Source organism: Leifsonia sp. 2MCAF36, assembly GCF_052115525.1.
In the GTDB taxonomy this organism is placed as follows: domain Bacteria; phylum Actinomycetota; class Actinomycetes; order Actinomycetales; family Microbacteriaceae; genus Leifsonia.
This window is the reverse complement of the sequence record NZ_JBFRGV010000004.1, coordinates 66,534-86,008: the sequence shown is the minus strand read 5'-3', so window position 1 is coordinate 86,008 and position 19,475 is coordinate 66,534. Positions and strand designations below refer to the sequence as shown.

The following is a 19,475-nucleotide window of genomic DNA, read 5'->3' as shown; positions in this document are numbered from 1 at the left end:
CTCACCGCCCGGGCTGCGTCAGCGCAGCGACAGCTGCGGCGTCGAGCGCGACCGCCGGAGCCTGCTTCAGCAGGAGGGTCAGCTGCGCCGCCGTCTCCAGCTCTTCGACGAGATCGATGGCGGCATCGAGGCTCGCGGCGGCGACGATCGGCCCGTGGTTGGCCAGCAGCAGCACGGGATGCCCGGGTGCAGCTGACGCGACGCCGGCCGCCAGCTCTTCGCTGCCTGGCGAGGCATACGGGACCACCGGCACGTCACCCAGTCGCATCACCCGGTAGGGCGTGAGGGGCGGAAGCCGCGCGTACCCGCTGTCGCCGGGCGGCAGGCAGGCGATCGCTGTCGCGTACGGCGAGTGCAGGTGCACGACGGCGGTGGCGTCGGGATGCGCGGCGTACATCGCCGCGTGCAGCGGGAGCTCTTTGGTGGGCCGGGAGGCGCCCTCCTGGTCGGCGGGGGTGGCCGCCAGCTCCTCCTCCGTGACGGCTCGCAGCGACGATCCCGTGGGTGTGGCGATGATGCGTGCGCCGACGCGGATGCTCACGTTTCCGGAGCTTCCGGGCGAGAGTCCTGCCGCCGAGAGGTGCCGGCAGGCGCCGACGATGGCACTGCGGGCCCTCGCCTCCGCCTCGGCGTCGATCCGGATGCGCGTCATGGCGCCACCTCCCACGCGTCGGTGAACAGGCCCGGGCCGCCGAAGTTGCCCGACTTCAGAAGCACGGCGATCCTGCTCAGCGAGCCCGTGTCGTCACGGCTGTCGGCGACGGCCCACGGCACGCCCGGGGCGGCCTGCGCGCCGACCTGCAACCGCCTGATGCCCAGCCGGCGGGTGACCGCGCCGGAGGTCTCCCCGCCGGCGACCAGCAGGTGGCTGTAGCCGAGCTCGTGGACGGCGAACGCGGCGAGGTCGCCGAAGGCCTCGTCGAGCAGGGCCGCTGCCCGGTCGGCCCCGAGTTCGCGCTGGGCCGCCGCGACGTCGGCCGAGGCGTGCACCACGACCGGCGCCCGGGGGTCCTCGCGGACCGTGAGCGCATCCCGGATCCGGTCGAGGGCGCGAGGGTCGCGACCGAGTGAGCGGGGGTCGAGGATGTGGCGCTCACCGCCGAACGCCGCCAGCTGACCGCGCGTGGCGGCGGAGGCGCTGCCCGCGAGGATGAGCCGACCGGTCACCGGGACCGGCGGCAGGGCCGTGTCGTCGGTCCGGACCGCGCCGGACTCGCGCACCTCCGCGCGAGCCAGTGCCGTCGCGACGCCCGCCCCGCCACCGGCGAGGACGGGCCCTTCGGCCGCCAGGCGGAGGATGGCGCCGGCGATGACGTCGAGGTCGTCCTCGCTGAGCGCATCCACGAGCGTGTGGCCGTCGCGGACGCGGGCAGCGACGGCATCCGGTCCCAAGCGCACGTCCTCCCAGCGGACCAGCCCGACAGGTGCGGGAGTCTGCGGTGCGAGCACGCGCGCCAGGTTCGAGTCCCGCATCGGGGTGAGCGGGTGGTCGCGCATCGGGGACTCGGCGAGCGGGACGCCGTCGACGAAGAGCACGCCCTGGTACTGCGCCCGCCCTGCAGCCGGGGTCGCCGGGGTGCCGACGGTCGCGGCCGCGCCGATGACGGACGCCAGCGCGTCGGCGATCGGGCCGATGTTGCCGGACGCTGTCGAGTCGAAGGTCGAGCAGTACTTCTGGTAGAGCTGGGTCGCACCGGCGGCGACGAGGAAGCGGGCGGCCGCGGTGGACTCTGCGACGGCCTGGGCGACCGGGGCGGTGCGCACGGTGAGGGCGACGACCGCGCATCCCGAACCGTTTGCGGGGAACGCGTCGACGGCTGCCGACTCCGCCGCGTCGGCAGCCGGGGTCCCGAGCAGCACGCTCGCGGGGAGTCCCGCCTCGGCGACCCGGCCCGCCAGGTCGCACGCGCCGGTGACGTCGTCGGCGACGGCGCCGAGTCGCATCACGAGACGCCGACACCCGGATCGCGGGCGATCGACTCGTCCACAGCCGCGGGAGCGGCGCCACGAGTGGGCAGAGCCTTCGCATGCTCCCCGGCGACGACGACCGTCGCTCCCGCCTCGCGCAGTGCACGCAGGTCTTCCGGGTCGGCGCCGGTGTCGGTGAGGATGACATCCACCAGGTCGAGGCCGCCCACCCGGATCGGGGCGCGCGCGCCCAGCTTGGAGTGGTCCACCAGCAGGACCGTCACGCGGGCGGCGCGGGCGAGCTCCTGCTTCAGTTCGGCGTCGAGCGCATTGGCGCAGAGGATGCCCCGGGTGTCGACGGCGGTCGCCGAGAGCACGGCGACATCCACGGAGTAGTCGGCGATCGTCCGCCGGGCGGTCGCCCCCGCGAAGCTGCGCGTCTCGCTCTGGTAGACGCCGCCGACGGCGACCAGTTCGACGTCGTCGCGCTCGATGGCGGCCTGGATGACCGGAGCGGAGTGGCTGATGATCGTGCTGCCCGGGTGCAGCATCCCGGCCAGCGGCGCGACCGTGGTTCCGGCGTCGAGGGCGACGGTGACGGCGCCGTCGAGCAGGTCGAGGCACGCCTCCGCGATGGACCGCTTCTCGCCGCTGCCGGTGACGGCACGCTCGTCGAACGGGCGCCCGTGCCCCAGGTTCGGCAGGCTCGCGCCGCCGACCACCCGTCGGGCGAGGCCGTCCGCCTCGAGCTGCCGGAGGTCGCGCCGGATGGTCATCTCCGAGACGCCGAGCTCCTCCGCGACGCGCGACGACGACACGTAGCCCTCGGCGGAGAGCCGGCGGAGCAGTTCCTCGCGGCGGGCGGGGGCGTCGGTGTAGCGCACGGCGTCCATCCAACCGGCATCTCAGCGCGCTTGTCAACAACCGGACAAATCTTGACGTGAATGTTCAGAAGTGAACAGAATGGGGGATGTGACCTCCGCTCCTCTCGCCGCCCTCGGCGTGGACGTCGGCACCACCAACACCAAGGTGGTCCTGGCCGTGCTCGGCGACGCCGTACGCGAGGAGCGCACGCTGACCGTGCCGACTCCGGCCGGCGCTTCTTCATTGCAGGCGGTCGTGCTCGGTGCCATGCGGGAGGTCGCCGCCGACAGCCCGCACCCGATCGCCGCCATCGGCGTGGCTTCCATGGGGGAAACCGGAGCGCTCGCCAGCCCGGACGGCGAGCCCCGCGGTGACTTGCTGCGCTGGGCGGACGGCGACGCCGCGGTCGCGGACCGCCTGGTCGCGGCGGCGGGCGCCGAAGCCCTCTACGAGGCGACCGGCGTGCCCGTGCCCCGCAAGTCGCCGCTCGCGCACTGGCTCCGGCTGGCCGATGAGGGGGATGCGCGCCTCGCCGACTCGCGTTGGCTCGGCGTCGACGCGCTCCTGATCGCCTGCCTCACCGACGAGGCGGTCACCGACCACACGCTCGCGGCTCGCACAATGGCGTACCGCCTGCCCGCGCCGGACGAACAGCTCGCCGACCGCTTCGACGCGGAACTGCTCGGGCTGATCGGCCTCACCCCGGACCGCTTCCCGCGGGTCGCCCTCCCGGGAGCGACCGCCGGAACGCTGACCCCGGCTGTCGGGGCTGCCGTCGGACTTCCGGCGGGCCTCCCGATCGTCGCGGCCGGCCACGACCATGCCGTCGGTGCCTGGGCGGCCGGCGTGCGCGAGCCGGGCGACGCGGCCGACTCGGTCGGCACCGCCGAGGCGCTGCTGCGCATCGCCGAGCACGTCCCCCGTGACGGCGCGCGGCGGCAGGGCATGAGCCTCGGCCGCAGCATCGACGGCCGCTACGAGACGCTGCTGGCCGGCAACCCGACCGCCGGCGCACTCGTCGAGTGGGCGTTCGCCGAACTGCTCCCCGGAGCCGACCCGCGCGACGCTCTCGAGCAAGCGCGGGCGTTGGCAGACGGCCCGGTCGAGGCGTTCCTCCTGCCGTACCTGCGCGGGCGGCAGTGCCCGGACCCCGATCCGGAGCAGGCCCTGCGTCTCATCCACGGAGACGACCGGAGCGGAGCGCGCTCCGCCGCGTCGGCTGCCACCGCCGGCCTGGCCGACCCCGCCGCGACGCTCACCGCCGTCCTGGTCGGTCTCACCCTCCACCTCGCCTGGATGGACGCCGCCCAGACCGCCCTGGTCGGCCCGCGCCGCGACGAACTCGCCGTCCTCGGCGGCCCCGGAGCCGCCAACGGCGCCTGGTGGCGACTCAAGCAGCGCCTGATGCCGGGCGCCCTCCGCCGTGTCGACGCCGCGGAACCGGTCGCGACCGGCGCCGCCATGCTGGCCGCACAGCGGGTGGCCGGCCTGACGACCTCGCTGCCGCTGCGCAGCGCCGACCGCGTCGCCTCCGTGGGCGATCCAGCGCTGCTGGACGCCTTCGTGCGGGCGGCGACCCTCCAGAGCAAGGAATCCGCATGACCGACACGTCCTCCCGCCCCGTGCTGGACCTCGACGCTATCGCCCGCCCTTTGGGCGGTCTGGCGATGGTCGCGATGGACCAGCGCGAGAGCCTCCGCCACATGTTCGACCTGGCCGGCGCCGGCCGCCCCGCAGACGACGTCCTGATCCGGTTCAAGGTCGACGTCGCGCAGGCGCTCGGCCCGCTGGCGTCCGGCTTCCTGATCGATCGGCACTTCGGCTTCGAGGCGGTCCGCGACATGCTGCCCGCACGAACGGGGCTCATCCTCGCCGCCGACGACCTGACACAGGAGGCGGGCGGTCCGGTCGAGGAGACGGCGCTGGACGAGGTCGTGCTGACGCAGACCGACCTCGCCGGCGTCTCGGCCCTCAAGCTGCTCATCATCTGGCGCCGCGACGCCAAGCGCGAGCAGCGCGTCCGACTCGTCGAACGGTTCGTCGCCGAGTGCCGCGCCCGCGGCGTCCTCTCGGTGCTGGAGCCGGTGGTTCGCGCGACGCCTCAGGAGCTGGACGCGGGAACGTGGGACCTCGACGTCGCCATCCGGGAGGCCGCGGCCGAGCTGTCCCCCTCCGGCCAGAGCCTCTACAAGGTGCAGGTGCCGATGTCCGGCACCGGCGACGCTGCCGAGCAGCGGGAGGCGAGCGAGCGGCTGAACGCGTCCATCACGGGCCCGTGGGTGGTGCTGTCGCAGGGCGTCGACCGCGCGGCGTTCCTCCCCGCCGTCGAGGCGGCCTGCCGGGCGGGAGCGAGCGGGTTCCTCGCCGGACGCGCCCTGTGGAGCGACGTGGTCGGCCGCGACGACGTCGCCTCGGCGCTGCGCCAGCTCTCGGTGCCACGGCTGCGGGCCCTGATCGAGGTTGTCGACCGCGAGGCGCGGCCCTGGCGGGACGCCCGATGATCGCCGGGCTGCTGCACACCGTCCCGGCCCTCGCGCCGACCTTCGACGCGTTGGTCGCCGAGGCCGTCCCGAGTGCCCAGCGCGAGCACGTCGTGGATGCCTGGATGCTGGAGACGGCCATCGCCGAAGGTGTCACCTCCGCGGTGCGCGAGCGGGTCGCATCCCATCTCCGCCACCTCGCCGAGTCGGGCGCCGACGCCGTGCTGGTGACGTGCTCGTCCATCGGGGAGGCCGCCGAGGACGCCGCCGCCGATCTCGACATCCCGGTCATCCGCGTGGATGCGCCGATGGCCGCCGAGGCCGCACGGGCGGCCGGCCGCGCGGGGACGGACCGTGCCCGCATCGCGGTTCTGGCCACGAACACGGCGACCCTCGGGCCGACCACGCGACTGATTCAGCGTGAGGCCGCCGCACAGGGCGTCGACGCCGTGGTGACAGCCACCGTCGTCGAGGGGGCGGCACGCGCACGGGCCGTAGGCGACCAGGACACGCACGACCGGCTCATCGCGGAGGCGGTGCGCAAGGCCGCGGTAGCTTCCGGCGGTGAAGAGCCCGCCGTCGTCCTCGTCCTGGCGCAGGCCTCGATGGCCCACGCGGCCGAGTCGGCCGGCGTCGACATCCCCGTGCTCACCTCTCCGGCCGGCGGCGTCGCCCGCCTCGTGGAGGCCCTGACCCCGTCGGACCCGGGAACCCCTGCCGCCAGCGCGGACCGGCGGGCGTCTCCCGGGTCCGACGGAACCTCCCGCGGGAAGGCCCCGACCTCGTGACCGGCGTCGACCTCCTGGCCTACGCGGACCGCCTCGGCGGGGACCTGCCGGGGCTCCGTGCGCTGCTCGACGGCCCGCTCCGCGACTTCGCCGGGGTGCACATCCTGCCGTTCTTCGTGCCCTTCGACGGCGCCGACGCCGGCTTCGACCCCGTCGACCACGGAACGGTGGACCCGCGCCTCGGCACCTGGGACGACGTCCGCGCGATCGCGGAACGGCGCGAGGTGACCGCCGACCTCATCGTCAACCACGTCTCCAGCGACTCCGCCGAGTTCGCGGACTGGCTGGCGCGCGGTGAGGAGTCCGTCCACGACGGCATGTTCCTCACCTTCGACACCGTGTTCCCCGACGGCGCATCGGAAGCCGACATCACGGCCTTCTACCGCCCGCGCCCCGGCCTGCCGTTCACGGCCTACCGGATGGCCGACGGCCGTCGCCGCCTGGTCTGGACCACCTTCCTGCCCAGTCAGATCGACCTCGACGTGGCCGACGAGCGTGCCCGCGCGTACCTCCGCCGCATCCTCGCGACGCTGCGCTCGGGCGGCATGACCACCGTCCGCCTGGATGCGGTCGGCTACGCCGTCAAGACGCCGGGCTCCGACAGCTTCATGACGCCGGAGACGCTCGAGTTCGTCCGCGAGATCGTCGCCATCGCCCGCGACGAGGGCCTGCGGGTGCTCGTCGAGGTGCACGCGCACTACACGCAGCAGCTCGCCATCGCTCCACTGGTCGACTGCGTCTACGACTTCGCGCTGGCGCCGCTCCTTCTGCACAGCCTGGGCACCGGGACCTCCGACCGCCTCGCCGAGTGGCTGCGCATCCGTCCCCAAAACGCCATCACGGTGCTCGACACGCACGACGGTATCGGCATCATCGACGCGGGCCCCTCCGGTGACCGGCCCGGGCTCATCGATCAGGAGGAGATGGCCGCCATCTTCGCGCGCGCGGCGGAGGCCACGCACGGTCATTCCACCCGGGCGTCCGTCATCCCGGCCTGGATGAGCCTGCCGCACCAGATCAACGCGACCTTCTTGTCCGCCCTCGGCGCGGACGCCCGGCGGTACCTGCTGGCCCGCGCCGTGCAGCTGTGGCTGCCCGGCCGACCGCAGCTCTACTACGTCGGGCTGTTCGGCGGCCTGGACGACGTGGCCCTGTTCGAGCGCACCGGCCAGGGCCGCGACGTCAACCGGCACGTCTACACGCCCGACGAGGTGGAGGCGGCGCTCGCGAGCGACGTGACGCGGGCGCAGCTCGCCCTGGTCCGCTTGCGGTCACAGCACCCGGCCTTCGCGGGCGAGTTCCGCTACCGTGTGGAGGCAGACGGCACGCTCGAGCTGGAATGGGCGCTCGGAGAGGAGCGCGCCGCACTCGCCGTGTCGTTCGTGTCCGAACCCGTCTTCCGCATCCGCACCGCCGGCGCCGGTGGTTCCCTCACCGCCGACTCCGTCGAAGCGCTCGCCGCGCGCTGATCATCAGCGCCTCCACTCCCCGAAACCTCCCGACCCCGAGGATCATGCAGACCACCCAGGACATCACCGTCACCCGCCGTGCGACCGAGGTCGTGCTCGTCGCCCCCGCCTACACGCTCGGCGTCGCGCTCGCCCGGCCGCGCGCGACCCTCGCCGGCCCGGACGGCGAGATCTGGAGCGACCTCTCCCTCCTGGCGTCGGTCGACCGCCTCGGCGTTCCCGACGAGTCCTGCGGGCCGACCGCCGTCACGGTCGAGGAGGAGCCGGACGGCACGGTGACGATCACCGTGCTCACCGACTCCAGCGCCTGGGCGACCAAGGCCGTCGTGTTGCGCTGCACACCGGGTGAAGTCCGCGCGCGGGTCGAAGTGACCACCGAGGAGGACGATGCCCGGATCACCGACCTGACCATGTTCGGCGGTCAGGCCGCCCTGCCGACCGGCGCGGCAGGAACGTTCCGCTCGGGCATCCGCTTCCCGACCGTCTTCGTGCCGACGCCGACCGAGCCCATCCAGGTCGTCCGGCCCTCCAACACCCAGGCGCAGCTCGGAGTGGTCGGGGACGCGGAGCGCGGGCGACTGCACGGCATCTTCTCTCCGCCACCGCTCGTCTTCGCGCTCGGCCGCCCCTCCATCGCCCCCGCCGCGCCGCACGGCCCGACCGACATGCCGGTCGGCGACTGGCTCGCCGTCTCGGTCGTCGCCCCGATCGCCCAGCTCGGCTTCACCACCTTCCGCTACGACGCGATCGACGGCGGCTTCCTGTTCCGGCTCACCTACGAGGGCCACACGCGGGTTCAGCCGGGTGGATGGGTGTCCCCCGAGTTCGTCCTTCGGCCCGCCGGCGCGCCGCTCACGGCCATCCGGGACTACCGCGACGACCTCGCCGCCCGCGGCTGGGCCGCGCCAGCACCCGAGGCCGCCGCGTGGTGGCAGGAGCCCATCTTCTGCGGCTGGGGAGCACAGTGCGCGCTCGCCGTGCGGATGAGCCACGAGGGGGAGGCGCTCGCCACCGACAACGCGGAGGGCTTCGTCCTCCCGGCCGGTGCCGCCTTCGCGCCGGACCTCGCGCGCCAGTACCTCTACGACCGGTGGCTGCGCCGCCTGGCCGAGCGCGACATCCACCCGGGCACCGTCGTCATCGACGACCGCTGGCAGGGGGACTACGGCACGAACACCGTCGACACCGAGAAGTGGCCGGACCTGCGCGGCTGGATCGCCGAGCGCCACGCCGCCGGCCAGCGCGTCCTGCTCTGGTTCAAGGCGTGGGACCCGGCCGGGCTGCCGCCGGAGCTGACGGTGCGCGACGCGGGCGGGCGTCCCGTCGCCGTCGACCCGTCCAACCCCGCGTACCTGACCGCCCTCGCCGAGCAAGTGACGCGGATGATCTCGCCCGACGGACTGGACGCCGACGGCTTCAAGGTCGACTTCACCCAGCGTGCACCGTCCGGCGTGACGCTCCGGACGCACGGCGACGACGTGTGGGGGCTCAGCGCCCTGCACGCGATCGTGCGCACCATCCACGACGCGGCCAAGGCTGCGAAGCCGGATGCGCTGGTCGTCACGCACACCGTGCATCCCTCGTTCTCGGACGCCACCGACATGGTCCGCCTCAACGACGTGCTGGAGGACTCGGTCCACGGTGAACCGGTGCCCGTCGGCGACCAGCTGCGATTCCGGCACGACATCGCCGCGGCCGCGCTGCCCGGCCACCCCATCGACACCGACCAGTGGCCGATGCCGAACCGTGAGGAATGGCTCGCCTACTCGCGCCTCCAGCCGGAACTCGGCGTGCCGGCGCTCTACTACGTCGAGTCCATCGACAACAGCCGCGAGGAGGTGACCGACGCGGACCTCGACGAGATCGCCGGCCTGTGGCGGGCGTACCGTGCGGCGCGCGCCGAACGGACCGAGAAGGAGCCGACCGCGGTATGAGCGCGTTCACCGAGGTCGCCCCGGGCGTCCACCGGTTCTCGGACACGTGCAACGTCTACGTCGTGACAGCTGCGGACGAGGCTGGCGACGGCCGCACCGGCACCGGCCGCGGCGCCATCGCGATCGACTTCGGATCGGGCGACGTGCTCGACCACCTCGCCGAGCTCGGCCTCGAGACGCTGGACGCGATCCTGATGACCCACCACCACCGCGACCAGGGGCAGGGCCTCCCCCGCGCTGTCGCCGCGGGCATCCCGATCTTCGTGCCGCCGGTGGAGCAGGACCTCTTCACACGGGTCGACGAGATGTGGTCGGCGCGTGTGCTGTACAACGACTACAACCTCCGCCAGGACCGCTTCTCCCTGCTCGACCCCGTGCCCGTCGCCGGAACCGTGCCGGAGTACCGCACTGCGCGCTTCGGCCGGATCGAGGTGAAGACGATCCCGACGCCCGGACACACGATGGGCTCGGTCAGCTACCTCGTCGACCGCGGGGGTGCGCGGGTCGCATTCACCGGCGACCTCATCTACGCGCCCGGCAAGGTGTGGTCGCTCGCCGCCACCCAGTGGTCCTACACCGAGAACGAGGGCCCGGCGATGAACGTGCTCTCCTGCCTGATGCTGCAGGAGGAGGAGCCGAGCATCCTGCTGCCGTCGCACGGTGAGCCGATGCCGGATGCGGTCGGCGCGCTCGAACAGCTGGCCGACCGGATGAGCGGCTACGTTGACTCGCGGCGCACCCACCCGTGGGACCTGCGCGACTGGCTGGAGCGTCCCTTCGTCCGGCTCACCGACCACCTGCTGCTCAACCGCAGCGCCAACTCGTGCGTGTACGTGCTGCTCAGCGACTCCGGTGCCGCGCTCTTCATCGACTACGGCTACGACATGTCGACCGGCTGGCCGGCCGGTACCGACCGGGCCGCGCGCCGGCCCTGGCTCGCCTCGCTGCCCGCGCTGAAGCGCGACTTCGGCGTCACCTCGGTCGAGGTCGTTCTCGGCACGCATTACCACGACGACCACATCGCCGGCTTCAACCTGTTGCGCGACGTCGAGGGCACCGAGGTGTGGCTGCCCGAGAACGTCGCGCCGATCATGGCCGACCCGATGCGCACCGACCTTCCGTGCCAGTGGTTCGAGCCCATCCCGGCCGACCGGGTGCTGCCGCTCGGTTCGACGGTGCGCTGGCAGGAGTACGACATCGTGACCCACGAACTGCCGGGGCACACCCTGTATGCGGCGGCCTTCGAGTTCGAGGTGGACGGTGTGCGCGTGCTCGCGACGGGCGACCAGCAGACCGCCGAAGGCCGGCTCGGCGTGCAGCGGGAGATCCTCAACTACCAGTACCGCAACCGGTTCCGGCGCGACGACTTCATCCAGAGCGCGGCGCTCTACCGCCGGGTCGCCCCTGGTCTGATGATCACCGGCCACTGGCAGGGCCGCGAAGTCGACGAGGACTACCTGCAGCTGCTCACCGAACAGGGCGACGAGCTGGCGGCCATCCACGACGGACTGCTGCCGGATGACGGGATGCTGCCGCCGGCCGACGGAAACCTGGTGCTCATCGAGCCGTTCTACCAGCGCGTTGCGACCGGCGAAGCTCTCGACTACGAGGTCGTCGTCGTCAACCCGTACGACGAGCCGCGGGAGGTGGTCGCCCGCCTGGTGACTCCGGACGGCTGGACCGATCCCGAGCCGTCGTCGGTGGTTGCAGCCGCGGGCGAGACCGTGCGCCTGCCGTTCGCGGTCCGCGCCTCCGCCACGCCCGCCAAGCGGCAGCGCCTGGCCGCCGACGTGACCCTCGGCCCGACCCGCCTCGGCCAGGCCGGCGACGCCGTCGCCGACACCCACTGACCCCATCCCCTCCATCGCGTCCTCACTTAATCCGGGGTCGGTCGGCGTGTCAGCGGATTAATCGGGGAAGCGTTGGAGGGGTCGAGTCGGGTAGCCTGCGGGCGTGGACCGCATCCCGCTTCACCGAGAATGGCACGGCGACCCGGACTCGCCGCGCCCGCCGCTGCTGCTCATCCACGGCGGCGGGTCGACGATCGAGACGAACTGGGGGCTGCTGCTCCCGCTCGTCGCGCCGACCCGTTCCGTGCTCGCCGTCGAATTGCAGGGGCACGGACGGACCGTGCCGGGAGATCGTCCGGCGAGCTTCGAGGGCTCCGCTGACGACGTCGCCGCGGTGCTGGCCGCTCTCGGTGTCGGGCCGGTGGATGTGCTCGGCTTCAGCAACGGCGGCCAGGTCGCGTTGCAGTTGGCGGCACGACATCCCTCCGCCGTCCGCCGTCTGATCGCCGCATCCGCCCCGGTGCACCGCTCGGCGATGATCGACGGCTTCTGGGACGGCCTGGCCGCCGGGACGTTCGGCGACCTGCCCGAGCCGTACCGCGCCGCAGACCTCGCCGTCAGCCGCGACCCGGAGCACGCGCGGCGGATGTTCGACCTCGACCGCGAACTCATGCTCGGCTTCGAGGACTTCCCGGACGCACTCCTCGCGTCGATCGCCGCGCCCACGCTCGTCGTGGGCGCCGACCGCGACGTGGTGCGCGCCTCGCACTTCGTGGAGCTCGCTGCGCTCCTCCCCGACGCGCGCCTTCTCATCGTCCCCGGCACCCACGGCGACTACCTGGGCGAGCGCCTCGCCGCCGCCGGAGACCCCGCCGCTCTCCGCCGCACCCTCCCTCACCTCCTGGCCTTCCTCGACGCCCCCTGACCCGCGCCCCGCCCCCCACCGTCGAGTACACACAAACTGCACGTTTTCGGCCGCTCGAGCGTGCAGTTTTTGTGTACTCGACGGTGGGGCGCGATGGATGAGCGAGGAAAGAGTCAGCGGGCGACGTCCGCCGAGAGGATGCCTTCGATCTGGCTGAGGGCCTCGATCATGCCCTGCTCCTGGCCCATGGCGAGCAGCTCCTCGAGCTGACCGATGCTCGCGAAGCGGCTGAGCTGCGTCATGCGCGTGCGGCCGTCGTGCTCCTCGAGCGTCGTGATGAAACGTCCGGGCTCGCCCGGTGCCGGTGCTCCGCCCTCCTCGGCGAAGCCGTCGTCGAGGGCGAGCCTGACCGGAGGCTCGATCTCGACGAACCGCCACCAGCCCCAGGCCTTCGTGCCCTCGGGCGTAGTCATGTAGTACGTCGCCCGTCCGCCCGGCTCGAACTCGAACACCTCGAACGTCGCCGGGTATCCGGGAGGCCCCCACCAGCGCTCCAGCTGCCGCGGGTCGGACAACAGCTGCCAGATCCGCTCAAGCGGCGCGTCGTACTCGCTGACGATGGTGAGCGTCAGCGCGTCCACATCCTTGCTCGACTCGATGAAGGTCATCGATCGTTCCTCTCTCCGTCGGTGCTCTCGGCCTCCTCGGCGAGGAGTCCGTCGATGGCGGCCACGCGGAGCCGCCAGATCTGCTCGTACTCGTCGAGCAGCCGGGATGCGCGGCGGATGGTCTCGGGATCGCCGGACACGACCCGCTCGCGTCCACGCGCCCGCTTGCGGACCAGCCCCGCGCGCTCCAGCACGGCCACGTGCTTCTGTACTGCGGCGAAGCTCATCTCGTACCGCTGCGCGAGCTCGCTCACCGAGTGCTCAGCGCGGAGCGAGCGCGCCACGATGTCTCGCCGCGTCGGATCGGCCAGCGCCTGAAACACGCGGTCGACCTCTGCCTGTGTCATCTCATCTACAACCATTAGGTTGTACGTTACTGCCGCGCGCGCTCCCGTACAACCCCCTCGTCGAGGTGCTCGTAGTTGCACCCAACACGCCGTCGTCCCCTGCCGCTACGAGCACCCCACGGGCGACCGGAGACGCGCTCAGCGCACCCTCCGATGTTGACCCGCCCGCCCAGAGGGCTTTAGGATTTGTGGGAACGATTCCACATGATCCCGTCGAGTGAGGCGCGATCGTGTTCACCGGAAGGACATGATGGCAAACGGTCCCCGCGCCGTCCTCTCTCTCGACATCGGCGGCACCAAGCTCGCCGTCGGTGTTGTGACCGAGGATGGCCGAACCCACGCGCTCAGCGTCGAGCCGACCCGCCGCGAGGAGGGTCCGGGTGTAATCGTTCCCAGACTGTTCGGGATGGGTCAGCGCGCGATCGCCGAATCGGGTCTCGCCGTCGAGGCGGTCGGTATCTCCTGCGGCGGCCCCCTGGACGCGACCACCGGCGTGCTCACCGGCCCGCTCCACCTCCCGGGCTGGGTCGACCTGCCGATCGTCGACCTCGCCGAGCGCGCGTTCGGCGTCCCCGCCGTGCTCGCGAACGACGCGACCGCTGGCGCGCTGGGCGAGTTCCGCTACGGCGCCGCCCGCGACGCCGCCACCATGGTCTACCTGACCATCTCGACGGGCATCGGCGGCGGCGCCGTCATCGACGGCCGGCTGCATCGCGGCGCGGCGGGCAACGGCGGCGAGTTCGGCCACGTCATGGTCCGCACCGGCGGACGCCCCTGCCTCTGCGGACGTCGGGGCTGCCTGGAGGGTTACGCGTCGGGCACATCGATCGCGCTGCGCGCCCGCGAGGCCGTGGCCGAGCGCGGCGAGGGGTCGTCGCTCGCGCAGCTTCCGACGGTCCGCGCCGAGGATGTGGTGGCCGCGGCCGCCGCCGGCGACGCGCTCGCCGCCGACCTCTGGGACGAGACGCTCGACGTCCTGTCCACCGCCCTGACCGACCTCGTCAACGTCTTCGAGCCCGACCTGGTCGTACTCGGCGGCGGCGTCACCCGGTCCGGGGACGCCCTCCTGGTGCCTGTCCGCGAGCGTGTGGCCGCCGACGCACTGCCCCCCGCGGCCGCCGCGTCCACCGTCGTGCTGGCCGGCCTCGGCGACGCCGTCTGCGTCGTGGGCGCGGGCGCCGTCGCGTTCGACCGTCTCGACCAGCTCGCCGCGACGGGCGCAGCGACCGCAGCGCCCGCACCGACTGCACCGACCGCACCGCCCGCGAAGGGAGCTCACCGTGTCTGAGTGGATGCGCGAGCAGCTGGAGGCCCACATCCAGGTCGCCGAGCAGGGCGAGAAGCTGCTGCCGGCGCTTCGGGAGGTCGGGAAGGTGCTGTGCGACGCGTTCGCCGAGCGGGGCATCCTGTACACCTTCGGCAACGGGGGCAGCGCCGCAGACGCGCAGCACTTCACGGGCGAGATCATCGGCCATTACAAGCGCGACCGGCGGCCGCTGGGAGCGGTGACGCTGAGCACCGACCCGACGACGATGACCTGCATCGCCAACGACTACTCGTACGACGACGTCTTCTCGCGCCAGGTGCTCGGCCTCGTCCGTCCCGGCGACGTGGTCGCCGCCTTCACGACGAGCGGGCGGAGTGCGAACATCGTCTCAGCGCTCGAGGCCGCGAAGTCGGCCGGCGCGACGACGGTGCTGTTCGGCGGTGGTGACGGCGGCCCGGCGCGCGCCTTCGCGGACTACGCGCTGCTCAGCCCGTCGACGTCCACCCCGAGAATCCAGGAGTTCCATACCTTCATGCTTCACGTCCTTTCTGAGATCGTGGATGCGTGGGCCGACGGCGACGAGGAGTACGCACTGTGACCAGGCCAGACCCGACCGGCACCGCCCCCGTCGCGAACGCCCCCGCAGGAACCCAGCCGCGGGACCTCGCGCCCGCGAAGCGCCCGGCAGCGACGCCGCAGCGCACCCTCCACATGATCGGCAACGCCCACCTCGACCCGGTGTGGCTGTGGCCGTGGCAGGAGGGCTACCAGGAGGCGCGCGCGACCTTCTGGTCGGCCATCCACCGGATGGAGGAGTACCCCGACTTCGTCTTCACCTGCGACCAGATCGTGCTGCTGAGCTGGGTCGAGGAGTCCGACCCCGAGCTGTTCGAGCAGATCAGGGGCCGCGTCGCCGAGGGCCGCTGGGTGAACGTCGGCGGCTGGTGGGTGGAGCCGGACAACAACATGCCGATGGGCGAGAGCTTCGTCCGGCAGGGTCTGTACGGTCAGCGCTACCTCGAGTCCCGCTTCGGCATCCCTGCGACGGTGGGGATGAACGTGGACCCGTTCGGCCACAACGCGATGCTTCCGCAGATCCTGAAGGGGCAGGGTCTCGACTCGTACACCTTCCTGCGTCCCGGCCCGCACGAGTCCGACATCGGGCAGTCCCTGTTCTGGTGGGAGGCGCCCGACGGCTCCCGCGTGCTCGCCTACCGCATCCCGTTCGAGTACGGGAGCCCGCCCGGCGCGGTCGACGGCCAGACCGAGAAGTCGCTTGCCGCACTCGACCGCAGCGTCGGTTCGAGCGAGAACCCCGCTGCCATGGTCTTCTACGGCGTCGGCAACCACGGCGGCGGCCCGACCATCGCGAACATCGAGTCGATCCACCGCTACGACCGGATGGGTTCCTTCGGAAGGATGACGATGTCCTCACCGCGCACGTACTTCGACGAGGTGCTCGGCCGCGGGGAGGCGTTCCTCGACGGCCTCGCGGTGCGCCGCGACGACCTGCAGCACCATGCACCGGGATGCTACTCGGCGCATTCGGGCATCAAGTCCTGGCAGCGCCGTGCGCAGTTCGCCGTGCTGAACGCCGAGCGCTGGGCCGCCGTCGTCGCGGCGACTGACGGCGTGGCCTACCCGCGGGAGCAGCTGGAGACGGCCTGGAAGCAGGTGCTGTTCAACCAGTTCCACGACATCCTGCCCGGCTCCGCCATCGAGCCGTCGTACGACGACGCGCGCGACCAGCTCGGCGAGGCGGTCTCCATCTCGAAGCGGATCATCACCCGCTCCCACAACGTGATCGCCCGTCAGGTGCAGATCGACCGCGAGGACGGCACGCAACCCGTCCTGGTCTTCAACCCGCACCCGTGGCCGGTGGCGGTGGATGTGGACTTCCAGTACGGCGCGCAGCGCGCCGGCGTGCATGTGGTCGACGAGAACGGCGAGCCGGTCGTCTTCCAGAACTCGCAGTCCACCGCGACGACGGACGACGTCTCGCGGGGCGCGGTCGTCTTCCGCGCCGAGGTCCCCGCGCTGGGCTACCGCCTGTACCGGCTGCGGCCGGGAGCGGGCCCCGGAGCCGCGTCCCAGGCGCTGACCGTCACCGCCGACACTCTCGAGAACGAGCACGTCCGCATCCGCATCGACCCGCAGACCGGCTGGATCTCGTCCTACCTGGTCAAAGCGACCGGGGTGGATGTGATGGCCGGCGTCGACGGAACCCAGCACACCCAGATCAACGACGACCCGACCGACACCTGGGGTCACCGCGTCATCTCCTACGCGTGGCCCGGTGCGACGATGGCGGTCACGCGGATCGTCGTCCGCGAGGCCGGTCCGCTGCGCTCGCGGGTGCGGGTGGAGCGCGAGTGGGGCGCATCCACTCTGGTGGAGGAGCTCATCCTGGACCACGACTCGCCCATCCTGCGCGTCAACGTCACGCTCGACTGGCGCGAGCAGGCGCACCTGCTCAAGCTGCGCTTCCCGACCGTGCTGGAGGACCCGACGGCGACCTACGAGATCCCGTTCGGGCATCTGGAGCGGCCGGTCGACGGCGCAGAGGAGCCCGCGCAGTCGTGGGTGGATCTGACCGGAACGGTCGACGGCGAGGCCGCCGGTCTGACCGTCATCACCACGAACAAGCACGGCTACGACGTCTCGCCTGCATCCGAGGAGAACGGCGAGCAGCCGAGCATCGGCGTCACGGCGGTCCGCAGCCCGGTCTATTCGTGGCACGATCCGCGCCTGCTCGACCCTGAGGGCATCTACTCGTTCCAGGATCAGGGCATCCAGCGGTTCAGCTTCGAGCTCGTCCCGCATGCCGGTGACTGGCGCAGTGCCGACCCGATCCGCCGCGCACTCGTGCTGGGCAACCCGGTGCGGGCGATGCAGGAGTCGTTCCACGACGGCCCGCTCCCTCCCGTCAACTCGTTCGCCGGCGACGGCGGCGACGCCGTCATGGTGACGGCGCTCAAGGGGACCGAGGATGCGACGGATGCGGCCGGTGGAGCGGACGTGGTGGTGCGGGCGGTGGAGACGCGTGGCGAGTTCGGTCGGTCGCGCATCGAACTCCCGCTGCTCGGACGAACGATCGCAGAGGACTTCGGCCCGTCGCAACTGCGCACTTTCGTGGTGCCGGCCGACCCGGCGCAGCCCGTGCGCGAGGTCGACCTGATCGAGCGCCCGCTGCCGTGAGCGCGCGGCCCGAAGTCCGCGTCAGCGTCGTCGGCGCGGCCGCCGCTGCGGTCGAGGTGCGGGAGGAGTGGAGCGAAGCCGAACCCGGCTGGCGCCTCGCGCTCCACGTGACGTTCACCGGCGAGGAAGCGGCCGACGGCTCCGTGCTGGTGGAGGCGCACGTCCGCGGCGCCGACGACCCGTGGTGGCTCATCCCCGGCGCCTTCTACGGCGAGAACCGTCCCGCCGGGAACGCGCGCGCCTTCCCGCGGTTCGAGATCGGCGCCGGCACGCCGGAGCAGCACGCCGCCCTGGTCAGCGACGCGTGGGAGTTCCGCGCCGACCGGGCGGCGACGCCGGCGGTCTTCGCGTGGGCAGGCCCCCGGCGGGGCGGGGTGGCGCTTGCCGCGGGCGAGACGTCTGCGCTCGGACTCACCGGCCTCGGGCTCGCGCACGATGCGGAGTGGGGTGATGCGACGGTCAGCCTCCGCTTCCCGTATCGCGAGTTCCCTGTCACGTACTACGGCGACGCGCGTCCGCGGCCCGCCGACGTCGCGACGTACCGCTTCACCCCCGGTGAGACGGTCGTCGTGGACCTGCGGGTGTTCTCACTCGACCCCTCCCGCCACGCCTATGCCCCCATCCTGCGGGCCCTGCGCGCCGAGGCCGCTCCGCGTGCGCCGCAGAACCCGTGGGTGGATGTGGCCACGGCCGCCGATCTGACGGCCGACGGCCTCCTGACCTGGCACTACGACCCGGACCCCGGCGTGCTGCTCGAGACCGTCGGCTTCGACCGCGAGCTGACCGGCCGGGACGGCCTCACCGTCGACCGCCAGGCGATGCATGTGGGCTGGGTGAGCGGCATCCCGTGGGCGTACGCCCTGCTCGCGCACGGCCTGCGGACCGACCGGCCGGACCAGGTGGAGGCGGCACGCCGCGTCGTGGACTTCATCACCGCGTCCCTCTCACCGTCGGGAACGTTCTGGGGAGTCTGGTACCGCGACCACGGCTGGACGCAGAGCTGGACCGAGCTGAAGCGGGGCCTCCACTCCCGGACGCTCGCGGAGGCCACGCTGTTCCTGGTGCGCGCCCAGGCGCTCGACCCGCATGGCCAGTGGGAGCACGCCATCCGCTCCAACCTGGACGTGGTGACCGGCCGGCAGCGGGCAGACGGCAACCTCGGCTCCGTGCACCATGCGGATACCGGCGAGGTGCTGTCCTGGTCCGGCGCGTCCGGGCTGACGTGGATCGCCGCACTCGTCGAGGCCGCCGACCGGGACGAGCGGTACCTGCCGGCAGCTCTCGCGGCGGGACGCTACTACGAGCGGTTCGTCGACCGCGAGTTCATCCACGGCGCCCCGGAAGACGTCGACCTCGCTCCGACCTCGGAGGACGGCTACGCGGCAGTGATGGCCTACGTCGCCCTGCACCGGGCGACGGGCGACGCCCACTGGCTCGACGTGGCACGGCGCGCGGCCGACTGGATGCTGACCTTCCGGTACAGCTACGACGTCTCGTTCCCCGCGCGCACGCTGCTGGGCGCGTACGACTTCCGCACCCGGGGCGCGGACAACGCATCCCCCTCGAACCAGCACCTGCACGCCTACGGCCTGGTCTGCACGGCGGAGCTCCGCGAGCTCTCCGCCGCGCTCGGCGACCCGCACTACGCGGAGCGCGCCGACGAGACGCTCGCCTGCTTCCGGCAGTTCATCGCCCGAGAGGACGGCGACTTCAACGCGTACCGGGGGATGGTCAGCGAGCGCTACTACCAGACGGCCTGCTTCCAGCCGAAGGGGATGCTGCTGACGCTGTCGCACGCCTGGAGCGTCGGCGTGACGCTGCTCGCGTGCGAGCAGACGCTCGCCGACTGACGGCGGTGTGCCGGGCGCATCCATAGCTCCAACACGCCGTACCGGAC

Annotated in this window: 16 protein-coding genes; 11 read left to right on the top strand and 5 right to left on the bottom strand. The window is 72.5% G+C overall.

What is annotated here, in order from left to right:
- Nucleotide 1: 1 nt before the first annotated feature.
- Genes AB4079_RS07645 through AB4079_RS07635 form a run of 3 tightly spaced genes read right to left on the bottom strand, consistent with a single transcriptional unit; the run spans nt 2 to nt 2,801 of the window.
- Complete coding sequence (locus AB4079_RS07645) at nt 2-652, bottom strand: class II aldolase/adducin family protein (protein ID WP_441786693.1); 651 nt, start codon at nt 650-652, stop codon at nt 2-4.
- Complete coding sequence (gene otnK, locus AB4079_RS07640; RefSeq protein ID WP_441786692.1) at nt 649-1,944, bottom strand: 3-oxo-tetronate kinase; 1,296 nt, start codon at nt 1,942-1,944, stop codon at nt 649-651. Before otnK ends, AB4079_RS07645 begins: the two co-directional genes overlap by 4 nt.
- Complete coding sequence (locus AB4079_RS07635) at nt 1,944-2,801, bottom strand: DeoR/GlpR family DNA-binding transcription regulator (protein ID WP_441786691.1); 858 nt, start codon at nt 2,799-2,801, stop codon at nt 1,944-1,946. Before AB4079_RS07635 ends, otnK begins: the two co-directional genes overlap by 1 nt.
- A gap of 70 nt (nt 2,802-2,871) precedes the next feature.
- Here AB4079_RS07635 and AB4079_RS07630 point away from each other — a divergent pair, with 70 nt between their 5' ends.
- From AB4079_RS07630 to AB4079_RS07600, 7 genes are all read left to right on the top strand, one after another.
- Nucleotides 2,872-4,374, top strand: coding sequence for an FGGY-family carbohydrate kinase (locus AB4079_RS07630; protein ID WP_441786690.1), 1,503 nt, complete (start codon nt 2,872-2,874; stop codon nt 4,372-4,374).
- Entirely contained in the window at nt 4,371-5,273 is a 903-nt protein-coding gene (locus tag AB4079_RS07625) for a hypothetical protein (protein WP_441786689.1), read from the top strand. The genes AB4079_RS07630 and AB4079_RS07625 overlap by 4 nt, the downstream gene beginning before the upstream one ends.
- Nucleotides 5,270-6,040, top strand: coding sequence for an aspartate/glutamate racemase family protein (locus AB4079_RS07620; RefSeq protein ID WP_441786688.1), 771 nt, complete (start codon nt 5,270-5,272; stop codon nt 6,038-6,040). The genes AB4079_RS07625 and AB4079_RS07620 overlap by 4 nt, the downstream gene beginning before the upstream one ends.
- Nucleotides 6,037-7,509, top strand: a complete 1,473-nt coding sequence (gtfA, locus tag AB4079_RS07615; protein ID WP_441786687.1) for a sucrose phosphorylase — start codon at nt 6,037-6,039, stop codon at nt 7,507-7,509. Before AB4079_RS07620 ends, gtfA begins: the two co-directional genes overlap by 4 nt.
- A gap of 44 nt (nt 7,510-7,553) precedes the next feature.
- Nucleotides 7,554-9,443, top strand: a complete 1,890-nt coding sequence (locus tag AB4079_RS07610) for a hypothetical protein (RefSeq protein WP_441786686.1) — start codon at nt 7,554-7,556, stop codon at nt 9,441-9,443.
- Nucleotides 9,440-11,293 (top strand): MBL fold metallo-hydrolase, encoded by a 1,854-nt coding sequence (locus AB4079_RS07605; RefSeq protein WP_441786685.1) that lies wholly within the window; start codon nt 9,440-9,442, stop codon nt 11,291-11,293. The genes AB4079_RS07610 and AB4079_RS07605 overlap by 4 nt, the downstream gene beginning before the upstream one ends.
- A gap of 103 nt (nt 11,294-11,396) precedes the next feature.
- Nucleotides 11,397-12,158 carry an alpha/beta fold hydrolase gene (locus tag AB4079_RS07600; RefSeq protein WP_441786684.1) on the top strand — a complete coding sequence of 254 codons (762 nt, stop codon included), beginning with the start codon at nt 11,397-11,399 and terminating at the stop codon, nt 12,156-12,158.
- A gap of 113 nt (nt 12,159-12,271) precedes the next feature.
- On the opposite strand, the gene AB4079_RS07595 is transcribed toward AB4079_RS07600, so the two are convergent.
- Nucleotides 12,272-12,766 (bottom strand): SRPBCC family protein, encoded by a 495-nt coding sequence (locus AB4079_RS07595; RefSeq protein ID WP_441786683.1) that lies wholly within the window; start codon nt 12,764-12,766, stop codon nt 12,272-12,274.
- Nucleotides 12,763-13,128 carry an ArsR/SmtB family transcription factor gene (locus tag AB4079_RS07590; RefSeq protein ID WP_441786682.1) on the bottom strand — a complete coding sequence of 122 codons (366 nt, stop codon included), beginning with the start codon at nt 13,126-13,128 and terminating at the stop codon, nt 12,763-12,765. Before AB4079_RS07590 ends, AB4079_RS07595 begins: the two co-directional genes overlap by 4 nt.
- 235 nt (nt 13,129-13,363) lie before the next feature.
- Here AB4079_RS07590 and AB4079_RS07585 point away from each other — a divergent pair, with 235 nt between their 5' ends.
- Genes AB4079_RS07585 through AB4079_RS07570 form a run of 4 tightly spaced genes read left to right on the top strand, consistent with a single transcriptional unit; the run spans nt 13,364 to nt 19,428 of the window.
- The gene (locus AB4079_RS07585; RefSeq protein ID WP_441786681.1) at nt 13,364-14,401 is read left to right on the top strand and encodes an ROK family protein; all 1,038 of its coding nucleotides are present in this window, start codon (nt 13,364-13,366) and stop codon (nt 14,399-14,401) included.
- Nucleotides 14,394-14,978: a D-sedoheptulose-7-phosphate isomerase gene (locus AB4079_RS07580; RefSeq protein WP_441786680.1), complete on the top strand. Its 585-nt coding sequence runs from the start codon at nt 14,394-14,396 to the stop codon at nt 14,976-14,978. Before AB4079_RS07585 ends, AB4079_RS07580 begins: the two co-directional genes overlap by 8 nt.
- Entirely contained in the window at nt 14,975-17,578 is a 2,604-nt protein-coding gene (locus AB4079_RS07575; RefSeq protein ID WP_441786679.1) for an alpha-mannosidase, read from the top strand. Before AB4079_RS07580 ends, AB4079_RS07575 begins: the two co-directional genes overlap by 4 nt.
- On the top strand, nt 17,575-19,428 hold the full coding sequence (locus AB4079_RS07570; protein WP_441786678.1) for a hypothetical protein: 1,854 nt from the start codon (nt 17,575-17,577) through the stop codon (nt 19,426-19,428). Before AB4079_RS07575 ends, AB4079_RS07570 begins: the two co-directional genes overlap by 4 nt.
- Nucleotides 19,429-19,475 lie beyond the last annotated feature (47 nt).